The following is a 14,872-nucleotide window of genomic DNA, read 5'->3' as shown; positions in this document are numbered from 1 at the left end:
GTATCGATTAACGGTCTGTCGAGGCGTATACCTCGGGAGTATTCAGATAAGTATAGTAATTATCGACATTGCGGCGGGCATCGACATAGAGTTCCGTCATGGTCCCCTCCATCCTGCCTGCGACAAAGAGCGCCGCCCGGACGGTTGTCCCCGCTTTCACGACAAAAGGCCCGTCGTAAAGGTCTGATCCGGGAACCGGGGCCGTACCGTCCAAAGTATAGCGTACTTCGGCGGGATATTTCTCCGTGTCGAGCGTCACCCGGGCCTTTTTGCCTTCGGAAAGCATCTGAGCCGTAATCACAACGTCGTCGCTCAATGGAAAAGCATTGATTCCCCGCGCATGCAGCAACGATACATGAACATTGATACGACGACGGAAATCATTCCACTCACATCGCTCCCGGGGAGTCCAGGCAAGTTCGGAAACAGCCAGCAAACGCGGGAAAATCATGTATTCCAAATGTTTTTCCGTTTCTATAAACTCGGTCCATGTGCAACCCTGTACCCCGATGACGTGCTCTTTGCCGCCGTCATAGATATATTCGACCGAATCCGGCGAAACGAATTCACCGCGAATTATCGATTCATTGTCGGCCGCCTTTGCAGGGGTATCGGGGACGGGATGAAAACCGTACATCTTCCGAATCGGCGAGAAACCGCCCATCGCGCGCGGCTGTGTATGAGGATCGGCCTGATACCAGTCGAAATAGAGGATCTCGCCCGGCGACATGACCACATCGTAACCGCGGTTGGCCGCCTCGATGCCTCCTCGCTGCCCCCTGTAGGAAATTACCGTAGAGGTGGATCGCAGGTTGTTCTTCAGGATTTCATCCCATCCGATCATCGTGCGTCCGTGTTCCGCCAGAAACTTTTCGGCGTGTTCGACCAGATAGCATTGCACCTGGTCCACTCCGCCCAACTCCCTGGCCAGATGCCGGCATCTGGGACAGCTCTTCCAAGCTGTCCGGTCGGCCTCGTCGCCGCCGATATGGATGTATTTCGAGGGGAACAACTCCAGAACCTCGGTCAGGACCTCGTCCATAAATTTCAACGACAGCGGATTGCCGACGCAAAACTCGCCGGAAGTATAGGCCCGGCCCGAGCAGCAGAGCTCCGGATAAGCTGCGAAAACCTCGTCGGAGTGCCCCGGGAACTCAATTTCCGGAATCACCTCGATGAAGCGTTCGGCAGCATAGGCAACGATTCTGCGAATTTCCTCTTTCGTATAGTAACCGCCATAGGCCCCCGGTGTGTCCTCGGGTACATAATGCCTGTCGCCGTAACTCCACCATTCGAGCCAGTCGGACTCCGTACGGAATGCTCCCAGCCGGGTCAGCAGCGGATAAGCGTCGATCCTGATGCGCCAGCCGCCGTTATCCGCCAGATGGAAATGAAATTTGTTAAGCTTGTACCGTGCCATTTCATCGAGGAGCCGGAATATCGTTTCAACGGGGAAAAAGTGCCGCGAAACATCGAGATGAATACCCCGATAACCGAAACAGGGATTATCGATGATTTCCACGCAGGGAATCCCCTGTGCGGTCGCCAACAGGCACAGCGTCTGCCGGCCGTAGAACAGTCCCGCGGAATCCAGGGCCGTAAGGTCAATGCCCCGGCGAGTCACTTTCAGCCGGTAACCCTCCGGACGAATCTCCGGAGCCGAAGGATCGATTCGGCAGGCAACGTACCCATCGCCTGCACGCTCCACGAATCGGGCGCTGTCCGTTTCAAAGTAACCTCCCGTAAAGGTTGCCTCCTGCGGCATCGGCACCAGAATCATTTCGCCGACAGATCTCCGGCAGGCAGTGCCGAAGAACGAAAGAGCGACAATGGAGATTGCAAAAATGAGTTTCATAATCATATCCTATGGATTGAGCCGATTCCATCCACTCTGCCGGGACAAAATCTACCGGGTACGAAAATACTCCTGACATGGATCATGCAGGTCGAATTTTTACCGAAAAACGGTTGTAGGCCCGCTTCTGCGGACAATCAAGCGATTTTATCGCCTTTTTCGTTCAGTCTGTCGATAAATTCCTTGGGAGAGAATCCGAATTTCTTTCTGAAGCACGTACTGAAATATTTCGGGTCGTTGAATCCGGAAGCATAGGCCAGATCGGCAATACGCATCTTCTTCTGCTCTTCGAGCAAATGATAGGCAGCACGCAGTCGCACGTCAATGATGAATGCAGCCGGAGTCAACCCGGTGAGCGATTTGAGTTTTTCGGTAAGAATCGTACGCGACATATTCATTTCACGGGTAAAATCGGCCTGTGCAAATTCGCAATCGTCGATATGCGCATTGACGCACGCCATAGCCTGACGCATGAACTTTTCGTCCATCGAAGTATACTCCAGTTTCTCCACCTCAAAAATCGGCTGGTTGCGGAAATGCAGGCCCCGAATCTCCAATTTTCGGAGTTGATTGACAATCTGAGCGTAGAGCAACTGCAGGTTGAAGGGCTTGGTGACATAGCCGTCCGCCCCCGAATTGTACCCTTCAATCCGGCTTTCGTCGGCATTTTTGGCCGTAAGCAGGATAACCGGAATATGACAGTATTCGAAGGTCTGCTTGATCCGTCGGCACAATTCGATACCGTCCATGCCGGGCATCATGATATCCGAAACGACCAGATCGACCGGCTGTCGGGACAATATACGAAGCGCTTCTTCTCCGTCGGATGCCGTTTCAATTCGGAAATAGGGCGCCAAAAGATTGGAGATCAACAAGAGCAGTTCTTCGTTGTCATCGACGACCAACAGCGTATGGTCAGTGCGTGTGCGGGAGGGGGTATCGGTCATCGCCGCATCGGGCTGCACCGGAACGAATTCTCCGGCCCCTTCGTAAATTTTTTCCGCGGCATCGTCTCCGGTATCATCGTCGATCTCCTCTTCGGTATAAGCATCTCGACCTATGGGTAGCGTGATTCGGAAACAGTTGCCGTCCTGCTCGTCGCTCGACACCCGGATTGAACCTCGGTGGAGGTCGGTGAGATCCTTGACCAACGATAGACCGATACCGGTTCCAATCGTATGGTGTTTCCGGTAATTGCCGTCGTAAAACCGGCGAAAAAGTCCGTCGATAGTCTGCTGGGTCATCAGTTCGCCGCTGTTGGCGACCGAAATGCAGACCGAACAGTCGTCTCCGGTTTCGATCCGGATGATAATTTCACCCTTGTCGGGCGTGTATTTTGCCGCATTGGACAGCAGGTTGTAGACGATCTTATCGAGTTTGTCGGGATCGAACCAGCCGTCGACCTGTTCCGACGAAGCACGGAAATAGACCTTGAGCTGCTTTCGGGCCACAAGCGGGGCAAAAGCTTCCACACACCGGCGAACGAATCCGACGACATCGCCATGCGAAACACGGATTTTCAGATTCCCGCTCTCGACTTTCCGGAATTCGAGTATCTGCTGAATCAGTCGCATCAGCCGCGTCGCATTGGCCGACATGACACCGTAAAGAGTCTGATTGTCCCCTGTGCCGTTGTTCAGGTTCTGGAGCGAAGTAAGAATAATCGTCAGCGGAGTCATCAGTTCGTGAGTGACGTTGGTGAAAAACTGCAATTTGGCATGATTCAGTTCTTCGGTTTTTTGTCGCTCCAACTTCGAAATCTGCACCTCCTGACGCAGCCGGAGCCGGTAGCGCAGGAACCGCACGACCCCATAGGCGAGCACCAGCAGCAGCACGGAATAGATCGTCCAGGCCCACCACGAAAGCCACGGGGCGGGGAGTATCCGCACTGTGAGCGTCCGCTCGTTGCTGCTCCACACGCCGTTTTCCCCGGCAGCCTGCAGACGGAATGTGTAGGTTCCCGGTGAAAGATTGCTGTATGAGGCGAAACGGTGGTGCGAATCGGCCGTAACATACTCCTTATCAAATCCGTCGAGCCGGTATCTAAAAATATGATCGCGCGGATTGGCATAGGAGAGCATCGAGAATTCGATGAAGAAGTTGTTCCGGTCGTGCGTAAGCGTCACGGCATCCGTGTAATCGATATCCCGGAGAGAGATGCGCGATCGTTCCCGTGCGGGAATGGTCCGTAACGAACGATTGTGCACCTTGAAGTCTGTGAGCACGATCGGCAGTCTCGTCTGGTGGGGCTGCGTGCGATTGCCGGTGAATATCATCAGCCCATTCGATCCTCCGAAAGCAATGCGTCCGTAATCGACCTGCGCCGAAGCGTTTCGGTTGAAGAAGAACGACTGCATGTCGGCCGATATAATATAGGTATTGATATGCTCGGGATTGCCCAGGCTGTCCGGCGAAAAGGAAAAGACCGAATTATTCGTGGTAATCCACATCCGGCCGTTTTCATCCCGGGCAATATTGCCGATACCTTTGTTTTCCAGATTCGGGAAAGCCGACACGGCCTTAAAGCTCCCTTCCGAAGGAATACGGACCGCAAGTCCGTCCGCAAAAGTTCCGGCCCAGATACACCCCGTATCGTCGGCCTGCAGGCAATAGACATGATCGGAAATCATGCCGTTGTCGCGTGTATACTGCCTCCAGGTTCCGTCTGCCGTACGGATATGCAGAATGCCCTGACCGTTGGAAGCGATCCAGACATCGCCTGCTTTGTCGCAACAGATGTCGAACACATAAGTCTGATCGAATGGCGTAGCGTATCCGAGCCATTCAGCAGCGGTGTGGAAACGCCCGTCTGTCGATTCGACGTAAATACCTAACCGGGAGCCTATCCACAGATTGCCGTGCGTATCCTCACACAGAGCAATCACGCAGTCGTCCAGAAAGTTCGGCTGGTTGAAATGATTGATCTGCCGAACCTTGTGCTGCGTTTCGTTATACACCCAAATACCGGCGTTTTGCGTTCCGAAATACAGTTCCCCGGTAGTCGAGCGGCGGATGATCGTATTGACGGTCGAAGTGTAAGGAAGCGACTTCAAATCGGGATGCTCGTGGTAATCGACGATTTTACCGCTTCGAATGTTGTATTTTATAAGGCCGAAATCAAGCAGCCCGAACCAGAAGTCGCCGTTTCCGGCGTAATACATACTTCGAACAGAACTCGTGTTGTAACGGGTTCTGATCGGTTCCAGCCGATCGGACTCGAATTTGGTTCCGCTGGTCTGGACCTTGCAGACGCCGCCACCCAACAAACCGATCCACATCAGTCCGTCACGGGTTCGAAGGATCGAATTCACCTCGTTATAGGGCAGGTCTCCCACGTTGTCGCCGGGAAAGAAATTCTGGAACGAATCGGGATTGTCGATGTCGTGGAGGATGCTCAACCCGCTGCGACCACCGATCCAGATGGTATTCTGCTCGGGATTTTCCTCAATATCGTAAATAATATCGTCGAGCAGCGAGTGCGTTCTGCCCGGCACGTGTTTATAATGCACGTAACGGGTCGGTCCCGGGGCCAGAGGATTAACCAGCCGCACCACTCCGGCGCCCCACGTACCCACCCAGATATTACCCGCGACATCACGTGCCAAAACATGTGCTTTACGCAGCACGGCATCGTCGCAAGCATAGGCGCGATCCTCACGGATATCATAACGCAACAAACCCTGATCGAAAGCGGCGATCCACAGGTTCAGTTTGTCATCCTTGATGATGGAGGTGACCGCCTTGACGGGACGACCCGCCGAATTGGAGATCGGGACGGGATGAAAATTACGGTCGAGCGCATTTTTGCGGAAAAGGCCCTTGTCGCCGCCGATCCAGATGCCGTTGCCCGTATCGCACAGAATGACTGCGATGTTGCAATCCGCCAACTCTGGATATTCGTCGGCCACGATGTTTCCCGAAACCTTGTCGAGCCGAAAAAGGCCGTGCTCGGTTCCGATCCACAGGTTCTTGTCGTGGTCCTCGGCAACGACATTGACGAACGTGTTGAACAACCCGTTCGAAACATCACGCATACCGTAGGTGATGGCTCCGTATCCATCGTAGCGGGCCAATCCGTTATAAGTTGGAATCCAGATATATCCATCGGAATCCTGATAAAGTTTGCGCACTTCGTTCGACGGCAGAATGTCGGAAGGTAACGGGGTGAAACGCACCTGAGGAAAAGACTCGGCAGCAACGATCTGTATCTCGGAAAGGACAAATCCGATGCAGACTATGAAAAAACGGGATATAAGAAAGCGACGATGCATAACGGGTATTTTCGGAAACTAAAGTATACATTTTTTTCGGGAAACACAACTGCATCCCGCCGAATTGTACGATCATTTGGCCGAAAGAGAACGGCGCAATACGGCTCAAAACGTCCGGACAACTGCAATTTCGCCTTTATTTCAATAAGGTATCCGTATACGGGAAAGAATCTTTCCGGAAAATATTCAACCCCGCGGCCGATAAAAATTCATTCTTTTGTAACTGCTTTCCCAAGTCCCCTAAAGAACGAACCGACCCTGATAACGATATGACAACAAAAACAGATCTTGTACGTCGAATAGTATCTTTGGCGTTTATGTTGCCGATACTCTGTGCCTGCGGCCGAAAATGGACGGTCGAGCCGCATGACACCTACTGTCTGATTCGGCAAGACGGAGGACAGACTCTGGGCTATTTCCCCGGATCCGGCGTCCGTATCTTATATTCCGACGGATACGCTTTCAAAGACCTGAACCGAAACGGGATTCTCGACTGCTACGAAGATTGGCGGTACACCCCGGAAGAACGGGCGGAAGACCTTGCAAAGCGACTCTCCGTCGAAGAGATTGCCGGATTGATGTTATACAGTTCCCATCAGGCCGTCCCGACGGATTCGGTAGGTTACTGGTCCTCGACCTACAACGGGACCTCACTCCGGGAAAGCGGACTTCCCCACTCGGCTGTTTCGGACAAACAGCGGAAGTTCCTCCGGGACGACAATCTCCGGGCCGTGCTCGTCGTCCGGGTTGAAAGTCCCCGCATTGCAGCCGAATGGAACAACAACATGCAGGCCTTCGTCGAAGGCCTCGGACAAGGCATTCCGGTCAATATCAGTTCCGATCCCCGGAATGAAACCCGAGCCTGGGCCGAATACAACGCAGGGTCAGGAGGAAAGATTTCGTTGTGGCCCAGTCCGCTCGGGCTGGCCGCTACGTTCGACCCCGAACTGGTCGAAAAGTTCGGACGGATCGCATCCGCCGAATACCGCGCCTTGGGTATCGCCACAGCGCTGTCGCCGCAGATCGATCTGGCGACCGAACCCCGGTGGAACCGGTTCTACGGTACCTTCGGCGAAGACCCCGATCTGGACACCGATATGGCGCGGGCCTATATCGACGGATTCCAGACCTCCGTCGGAGCTGCCGAGATTGCGGACGGCTGGGGGTATGAAAGCGTCAATGCCATGGTCAAACATTGGCCGGGCGGCGGCCCGGAAGAAGGCGGACGGGATGCCCATTTCAGCTTCGGGAAATACACTGTTTACCCCGGCGGAAATTTCGAGCAACACATCCGGCCCTTTGTGGAAGGAGCTTTCCGCCTCAACGGCAAGACACGAAAGGCCGCAGCCGTCATGCCCTATTATACGGTTTCCCACGGGGTGGACCCCTCGGGAAAAAAGGTCGGCAACGGTTTTAGCAAATATATCGTCACCGATCTGCTGCGGAACAGATACGGATACAACGGCGTCGTCTGCACGGATTGGGGCATCACGCACGACTATTCCAGCATCGAGGAGGCTGACGGCAAATGCTGGGGAGTGGAGGCATTGAGCATCCCGCAGCGGCATTACGAAGCGCTCAAAGCCGGAGTAGACCAGTTCGGCGGCAACAACGACAAAGGTCCCGTGCTGGAAGCCTACCGAATGTGGACCGCCGAATTCGGCGAAAAATCTGCCCGGGAGCGGTTCGAACGTTCCGCCATAAGGTTGCTGCTCAATATTTTTCGGACCGGTCTGTTCGAAAATCCCTATGTAGACCCGGACCGGACGGAAGCGACGGTCGGGAATCCGGAATTTATGCAAGCCGGTTACGAAGCGCAGCTCCGGTCGGTCGTCCTGCTGAAAAACCGGGCGGGAACCCTGCCCGCATCGACCCGCCGGAGCGTATATCTGCCCGAATGCGGACAATCCCGCCTACCTGTAGACACCTCTTTGGTCAAACAATATTACGAATTGGCAGAAAGCCCCGAAAATGCCGACTTCGCGATCGTTTTTATCGACGAACCCGACGGAGGCTGCGGATACGATGCGGCCGATCGGGAAAAGGGCGGCAACGGTTATGTCCCGATCAGCCTGCAATACGGCGACTACACGGCCCGCCACGCACGCCCCGAGAGTATTGCCGGCGGGGACCCGAAAGAACCGTCCATCGACCGGAGTTACCGCGGGAAAACCGTCCGGAGTTCCAACCGGGAAGAGTTGAAACGGGTACTCGGAACGAAACGGCAGATGGGAGACAAGCCCGTCGTGGCTGTCGTTTCCACGACCAGACCGTTCGTTCCGGCCGAATTCGAACCTTCGGCCGATGCCATACTGCTTGCTTTCGGGGTACAGCGTCAGGCCGTGCTGGATATTATCTCCGGCCGGCGGGAACCGTCGGCACTTCTGCCGATGCAATTGCCCGCAGACATGAAAACCGTGGAACAGCAGCATGAAGACGTTCCGAGAGATATGGTTTGTTATACGGACTCGGAAGGAAATACATATGATTTCGCTTTCGGGCTCGACTGGAAAGGTGTCATCCGGGATGCAAGAGTCGAAAAATACAAATAGTCAAGAAATCGCATGAAGAAGCTGTTTTCAATTATTGCACTTTGCCTCGTCGGTACCGCGACGAACGCCCAGGCCCCTTATGCCCAGTTTCAGGGCGGCATGATCGGCTGCATAGAGCCGCAGGGCTGGATCGAGGAATTCCTCCACCGCCAACAAACGGGACTTACGGGACATCCCGAGGCGATGTCCTATCCGTACGACTCCTGCCTTTGGGCGGGTGAGATCGGACGTAACACCGAAACCTACGGAAGCGACTGGTGGCGCTACGAGCAGACAGCCTATTACACCGACGGTCTGCTCCGCCTGGGTTACCTGCTCGGTGATCGGGAGATGATCGCCAAAGCCGAGGAGGGGATTCGCTACACGCTGGCCAACGCATCGTCCACAGGTGTTTTGGGCAACAAAGCGATTGAGTCGATGTGGCCCATGTGTGTCTACTTCCGGGTGCTGCAAGCCTATTACGAGCGCACGGGCGATCCGGCGATCCCCGCAGCCTTGGAAAGGCACTACATGAACTTTACGCAGGAGCAGGTCGAGAAATGGCGCAACATCGTCAGCATCGAGGGAATGTTGTGGACTTACGGCAAAACCGGCAATGCGAAGTTGCTGGATATTTGCGAGAGAGCCTACAATGGCGGAAAATTCGGGGACCTGACGCCCGCAGTCGCGGCCGGCGACGAACGGTTCGTCATGCATGGCGTCACCTGCATGGAAGAACTGAAACTCCCGATGCTGCTCTATGCCTATACGGGCAAACGATATTACCTGGACCTTGCACTCAACGCCGAACGCAAGCTCACCCGCGACCACATGCTCCCCGACGGCGTTCCTGCCAGTGCGGAAGCGCTCGTCGGAAACGGGAACGTCATCAACAGTCACGAAACCTGCGACATTTCCGACTACACCTGGACACTGGAGCAATTTCTCCTGACCACGGGCGAAGTCCGGTGGGCTGACAAAATAGAAAAAGCGGTCTTCAATGCCGGACCGGGAGCCGTTACCAAGGATTTCCGATCGTTGCAGTATTTCTCGTCCGTCAATCAGGTAATCGCAACGGGGCGTTCAAATCACAACGAATTCTTCCACGGTTCGACCTGGATGGCTTTCCGGCCGACGCATGAAACGGAGTGCTGCGCCGGAAACGTTCACCGTTTCATGCCCAATTACGTCGCACATATGTGGCTACGCGGGAAAGACGGCTCTATTGCCGCCGCGCTCTACGGCCCTTCGGCTGCAACGTTCGACCTGCCGAACGGCCGACAGTGCCACATCGCACAGCGGACCTCCTATCCGTTCGACGGGGAGATCGAGTTCTCCTTCGGCCTGAAAGAGAGGACGGATATCCCGTTTCTGCTGCGCATTCCCGCATGGTGCAGGGATGCCAAAATATATGTCAACGGCAAACTGTGGCGAGACGCATGTCCCGCCGGCACGTTCGTGACTCTCCGGCGCAAATTCAAGAACGGCGACCGGATTCGGTTGTGTCTCGGCATGCAACCCGTCATGAACACCGTTCCCGGACAGGGAATCTACGTGCAGCGCGGACCTCTGCTCTTCTCCTATCCTGTTCCCCAGCGGAAAACAGCCGACCGGACGGTCTATGCGAATATGAACGGCAAAGTTCCCGGCAACCCCGAATTCGAATGCTGGAGCATCGAGCCTGCCGGACCCTGGAACTATGCCCTTTGCTCCGATCCGGTCATACCCCTGAAGGTCATTCGGACAAAACCCGCAGCCGCAGGAAGCTATCCGTTCGATCCGGAACATACGCCCGTGAAAATCTCGGTTCCCGTCAAACCGATCGACTGGGAATTGGAAAAAGGACGCTACACGCCGCGCCTTCCGGCCGAAGGGATAGCCCGCGCCGTATCCGACCGTATCGAATACCTCGAACTGATTCCCTACGGATGCACGGAACTCCGGCTTACTGTTTTCCCGCAATGCAATTAAGAATTCAAACCGAACCCGAAATGAACATTTCCCCGCTCCGACTTCTCGTCAACCGGACGATCCGGACTCTTTGCCCTGCACTCCTGCTGCTACCGGTAGCCTGTAGTGAAAGCGGACTCACGATCCGCGTCATCGATCCTTTGACCAATGTTCTTCCCGGAATCGTTTGCCCTCCTGCCGGGGACGATACCGTCCGCGTGGCCCGCGGCGAGAACGCCGTTCTGCAATTCGTTATCTCCGCAGACGACTCCGTCGCGGCAATGAATCCTGTCCTCCGGAGTCTCAAAACAAAGCAGGGAGCTTCGCTCGACAAAGCCGTTCTGGGCTGGGTCCGGAACGTACAGGCTTCCCACGCCTACGTGCCGGCGGCCCCCGACGCCCTGCAATCACCGTCCGGAGAATATCCCGATCCCATTCTGACCGACACCACCGTATCTATCGCCGCAGGCGGGACCGCTTCTCTCTGGTTGGACATTCCGATTCCGGCCGATGCCGAAGCGGGGCTTTACGAAGGATCGGTACGCATTTCCGGGCTAAAGAACGGAAAACGGATCGTTGCCGACCGACAATTCACCATACAAGTTTATCCGGTCACGCTTCCCAAGCAGTCGTTATTGGTTACCAACTGGTATTTCCCCGATAAATTCTCTTTTATGAACGACAACGAATACGTGGAGGACGATTCACCGGCCTATTGGGAATGTATGCGGCAGCTCGTCGAAACCGCCTCGGCCTATGGTCAGAACGTCTGGTTGCTCTACGAAACGGGAACGCCGGTTCCGACAGCCGATGGCAAAGGACTGACGTTCGATTTCTCACGGATGGACAAAACGATCGAATTCCTGCTCCGACATGCCGACGTACGGCTGATCGAGGCCAACCATTTCGCCAAGCGATCCCACAACGGATGGACCGATCCTTTCTGGGCCAACGTACCGGTCCCCGACGGCGAGGGCTCCTATGTTTACCAGCGTCTGCCTTATGACGACCCGCGCGTGCAACAATACATCGCAGCGTATTTCCCGGCTCTGCAGGAACACTTGCGTTCCAAAACGATCAATGACGGAAGCGGCCGCAGCTGGCTTGACATCTACACACAACACATTGCCGACGAACCGCTCGACGAAAATAAGACCTCCTGGGAAGGATTGGCCCACCAGGTAAAACAGGCTGCCCCCGATATCCGAATCATCGAAGCTTACCGCTCTTCGTCCTACGACCCGGCGCTGATCGACATTCTGGTGCCGCAACTCGACGAATTCGCTTGGGAAATCTATCGGACAATGCCTGCCGGACATAGTTGCTGGTTTTACACTTGCATGTATCCCCGGGGGAATTTCGCAAACCGTTACGTAACACTGCCGCTCATTAAGACACGCCTGCTGCATTGGATAAACTACAAATACGGCTCTCCGGGATACCTTCACTGGGGCTTCAATGCATGGGGAGCGAACGGCGATCCTTTCGGGGATGTTTCCGCCCCCGCCAATGACTGGCCCGGCGGTGACTCGCATATCGTCTACCCCGGTTACCGGAAACTCTATCCTTCGATCCGGCTGACTGCCATGCGTGACGGCATTCGCGACTACGACCTACTGAAAATGGTTGAGGCCCGGGATTCAATCCGTGCGCAGGCTTTCGTCAATGCAATCATATTCGATTTCGACCGGTACGACACGTCAGTGTCCAGATTCCGGCAGATTCGCCGGGAAATATTGGATTTTTTGGAAGACATGCATTAATCGGAATATTCAAGCAGTCAATCTCTGATTCAGTTCAGCAGATAAAATAATCCCGTTTGTCAGTTTTCGGTCGGTATTCATGACATCGGTTAAAAAGGCGTTCGACTCGGGAGCGATCCCGGCCTCGCAGAGCGAGCACCTTTCGTATGCCGAAAAGTTTTTCGGCATACAAAGGTACAGCTCGCTGTTATCTGGCGATAACAAAAATCCGCGGCGGAAATTTTTTGTGAAAACTTTGAAAAACCTCCGCTACGGCTTTCGAGGACGGGTCTTTCCCGGTTGCAATATTACAACCGTCCGGGCGCCAAAACAAGCTCTAGGTGCGGACTGGAGCGGTCGTGGCCGGACATCAAAACCGAGGTATTTCAGTCGGTGGTATCCTGCATCATGAAAGGTAGGTTTTCTTGTTCCGTTCATTATTCCGATATAAACTGCGTGAAGCAGAAAATGGTATTTTGAATGGTTTAAACCATAAAACCAGACACACACGCTTTACAAGCATAAAGCGAACGTTCAATCTTAAAAACATTGTACCATGGATTCATTAAAAGAAACCGACAACCTCGCAACAAAACCATCGAAGCGTCCCCGTATCGAAGTCGACGAAGAATTGATGCGTCAGATGATCGCCGGACAGGCCCCTTTGGATTCGAAAGTCATCCGCCGGATTCCCGAACCGGAAGCGGAAAATACGGACGCTCCCGAGGGAAAGACATCGGAAACGGTATCCGGAGCATCGGCTCCGACTGCTGAAAGGACAGACGCCAATACCCAAACGAGTGACGTAAAGGAGCTGGCCGGATTCCGTCGCAAAAAGATTCCGCTGCCGGATTTCGAACGCACGTTCTTTGCCCCGGCGGACTGCCGTAACCGTTCGGCGATCTATATCAGTGCGGCAACCAAGTACAAAGTATCGGCAATCCTCCACTTATTGGGAATGAGAATACAAGGCTTACAGCTTTGGTCGACAATATGCTGCGCTTTGTAATCGGAATTTACAGCGACGAGTTGAATTATCTCCACGAGAAGAAGAACAACAGACGACTATTTTAAACAGACAATGCGATAAGCGATTACTTTGGGTTTCTGATATGGACGTAGCGAAGCGACTGGCATCCGAACCGCAGAATGTCGCCTTTTCCGCCGATGTCTTTCGGATTAGCCGTCGCTCTCTTCTTTCAGAGTTGGACATTGGAACCGTTCGCCAATTTGGTCCTCTATTCGGCTTATCGCATTATCTATCATTTGGTTTGTCACCTTGGCATAAATCTGAGTCGTGGTCGTATATTTGTGTCCCAACATTTTTGACACTGTTTCCAGCGGAATGCCGTTCATCAAGGAGACCGTCGTTGCAAAGGTATGTCTCGCCATGTGGAATTTCAGATTCTTGGTAATTTCGCATTGTCTGGCGATATGTTTCAGGCAGACATCCGAGGATTTCAATGAAGCTACCGGAAAAACCTTTCCCGGATTCTCGGGAAAGAGCCGGTTGAATCGGTTGGCAGGAATACGATACTTTTCAAGAATAGCTTTCGCAACCGGAAGTAGTTTTACCGTAAACGGTACTTTCGTTTTCTGACGGATACTGCTAATCCACCATGCTCCGTTCGGAGTTTGTTTCAACTCCTCATAACTCAGTTTGGCCAGATCGGCATAGGACAGGCCCGTAAAACAACAGAACAGAAACATATCCCGTGTCCGATCCTGACGCTGCTGCTTGACTTTGCCGATAATTAGTTTATTGATTTCTTCTTCGGTGAGATATTCAATTTCCGGCTGGTCGGCAAAGTAGTAGTAATAGGCAAACGGATTCTTCTCCATTTGCCCGTCGTTAAACGCTTTCTTGACGATATGCTTCAGTGATTTGATCTCAACGCTGATCGTCGTGTCGGCAAGGCCCCTGACATGTTTCAGATAGGCGGCAAACTTCTCTGCAAAAGACTGATCCAGTTCCACAAGGGGTATATCCTTGACTTTATAGTCCTGACAGATGAAAAGACTCAAATCGCGTCGTAGCGTTTGATAACGGAATAAGGAATGGATAGTACGGTCCACATCTATACGGTTCTTGTACTCTTTGCAGAATTCATCGCATAACTCCAGTAACAGTTTATACCTTTTACTGAAACCCAGATAGGCGTTCTTCACCTTATCGGCGGAAACATATCCGTCACGGTCGCAGATAGACTGGTAATGCTTTCCGATCTGGATACGAATATTATCCAGATAGCGGTTGATACGGTCGGCTTCGAGGCTTTTGCCTTTGGCGCGACCGCCCTTCACCTCCCACAGATGGGGAGGAACGCTAAGTTTGGCGCTGAACTGGGAGATCGTACCGTTGACGGTAATACGGCCCATGACGGGAACAACCGGCTGAACTTTGTGTTTGTCCTTTTTGAGGTAGAACAGAACCTTGAATGTACTGCGCATACTCCGATGAAATTTGGGGGTTAAAACTAATTTCCTCAGAGTTGTCTGTCAAGATGAAGCGCGATGCAAGAA

At 53.6% G+C, this 14,872-nt stretch carries 6 protein-coding genes and 1 pseudogene; 4 read left to right on the top strand and 3 right to left on the bottom strand.

Features of this window, described 5'->3' with window-relative positions; genetic code table 11:
- Nucleotides 1–7: 7 nt before the first annotated feature.
- Nucleotides 8–1,861 carry a beta-N-acetylhexosaminidase gene (locus NQ492_RS12335; protein ID WP_009599147.1) on the bottom strand — a complete coding sequence of 618 codons (1,854 nt, stop codon included), beginning with the start codon at nt 1,859–1,861 and terminating at the stop codon, nt 8–10.
- Nucleotides 1,862–1,992: 131 nt separating this feature from the next.
- The gene (locus tag NQ492_RS12330; protein WP_015546729.1) at nt 1,993–6,126 is read right to left on the bottom strand and encodes a hybrid sensor histidine kinase/response regulator transcription factor; all 4,134 of its coding nucleotides are present in this window, start codon (nt 6,124–6,126) and stop codon (nt 1,993–1,995) included.
- A gap of 317 nt (nt 6,127–6,443) precedes the next feature.
- Here NQ492_RS12330 and NQ492_RS12325 point away from each other — a divergent pair, with 317 nt between their 5' ends.
- The 4 genes and pseudogenes from NQ492_RS12325 to NQ492_RS12310 all read left to right on the top strand — a co-directional run bounded on the left by NQ492_RS12325 (nt 6,444) and on the right by NQ492_RS12310 (nt 13,423).
- Complete coding sequence (locus tag NQ492_RS12325; protein ID WP_014775051.1) at nt 6,444–8,678, top strand: glycoside hydrolase family 3 protein; 2,235 nt, start codon at nt 6,444–6,446, stop codon at nt 8,676–8,678.
- A 12-nt stretch (nt 8,679–8,690) separates the two neighbouring features.
- A complete protein-coding gene (locus tag NQ492_RS12320) occupies nt 8,691–10,628 on the top strand; it encodes a beta-L-arabinofuranosidase domain-containing protein (protein ID WP_015546728.1) in 1,938 nt (645 codons plus the stop codon).
- A 20-nt stretch (nt 10,629–10,648) separates the two neighbouring features.
- A complete protein-coding gene (locus NQ492_RS12315) occupies nt 10,649–12,370 on the top strand; it encodes a DUF4091 domain-containing protein (RefSeq protein WP_015546727.1) in 1,722 nt (573 codons plus the stop codon).
- Nucleotides 12,371–12,905: 535 nt separating this feature from the next.
- Nucleotides 12,906–13,423 (top strand): annotated as a pseudogene (locus NQ492_RS12310) (DUF3408 domain-containing protein).
- Nucleotides 13,424–13,528: 105 nt separating this feature from the next.
- On the opposite strand, the gene NQ492_RS12305 reads toward NQ492_RS12310, so the two are convergent.
- On the bottom strand, nt 13,529–14,800 hold the full coding sequence (locus NQ492_RS12305; protein ID WP_015546725.1) for a site-specific integrase: 1,272 nt from the start codon (nt 14,798–14,800) through the stop codon (nt 13,529–13,531).
- Nucleotides 14,801–14,872 lie beyond the last annotated feature (72 nt).

The organism is Alistipes shahii WAL 8301 (assembly GCF_025145845.1).
In the GTDB taxonomy this organism is placed as follows: Bacteria; Bacteroidota; Bacteroidia; order Bacteroidales; family Rikenellaceae; genus Alistipes; species Alistipes shahii.
This window is presented reverse-complemented; position numbering and strand designations above follow the sequence as displayed.

Coding starts and splice junctions, on each gene's coding strand:
- NQ492_RS12335 (WP_009599147.1), bottom strand. CDS start 1,861: ATGATTATGAAACTCATTTTTGCAATCTCCATTGTCGCTCTTTCGTTC.
- NQ492_RS12330 (WP_015546729.1), bottom strand. CDS start 6,126: ATGCATCGTCGCTTTCTTATATCCCGTTTTTTCATAGTCTGCATCGGA.
- NQ492_RS12325 (WP_014775051.1), top strand. CDS start 6,444: ATGTTGCCGATACTCTGTGCCTGCGGCCGAAAATGGACGGTCGAGCCG.
- NQ492_RS12320 (WP_015546728.1), top strand. CDS start 8,691: ATGAAGAAGCTGTTTTCAATTATTGCACTTTGCCTCGTCGGTACCGCG.
- NQ492_RS12315 (WP_015546727.1), top strand. CDS start 10,649: ATGAACATTTCCCCGCTCCGACTTCTCGTCAACCGGACGATCCGGACT.
- NQ492_RS12305 (WP_015546725.1), bottom strand. CDS start 14,800: ATGCGCAGTACATTCAAGGTTCTGTTCTACCTCAAAAAGGACAAACAC.